Here is a 632-nt window from a genome sequence, read left to right as displayed (position 1 = left end):
ATACTGCGGATATTGTCTTTGAGACGGACAATGCGAACCCTGATCCAACGAATGTAAATACAACCATTACTGCCACAGGTCCTGTGCCTGCAAATGGAACAGATGTTTCTACAGTTACAGTTCAGTTAGCTGATGCCAACGGTAATTTAATTACTATGGGTGGTGAAGCGATTGTATTATCAATTACAGGAAATGCAGTTCTTGTAAGTGGAGTGACAGACAATGGAGATGGTACATATACTGCTGCTTACAGTAATTTATTGGTGGAATCTGTAACAGTTACAGGAACCTTAAATGGAGCTCCAATAAGTGATAATGCAACGATTAGCTTCACTTTAGATACAGATCCTACGTGTACCGTAAACTGTGATAATGATGGAGATGGCACTTGTGATCTAAACTGTGATAACGATGGCGATGGTACTTGTGATCTGAACTGTGATAATGACGGGGACGGAACCTGTGATCTGAACTGTGATAACGATGGAGACGGCACTTGTGACCTGAACTGTGATAATGATGGCGATGGTACCTGTGATCTGAACTGTGATAACGATGGTGATGGTACCTGTGATCTCAACTGTGATAATGATGGTGATGGCACTTGTGATCTAAACTGTGATAACGATGGA

1 protein-coding gene is annotated in these 632 nt (G+C 41.8%); it reads left to right on the top strand.

The genetic code is table 11. The features are described from left to right. Positions 1 to 632 (top strand): Ig-like domain-containing protein (locus J8M14_RS22940; protein ID WP_282100276.1); only part of this gene is annotated, 632 nt, incomplete at both ends.

Source organism: Aquimarina sp. MMG016 (assembly GCF_018100805.1).
Taxonomy (GTDB): domain Bacteria; phylum Bacteroidota; class Bacteroidia; order Flavobacteriales; family Flavobacteriaceae; genus Aquimarina.
The sequence above is the reverse complement of the archived record's forward strand: the minus strand, read 5'-3'. Positions and strand labels throughout refer to the sequence as shown.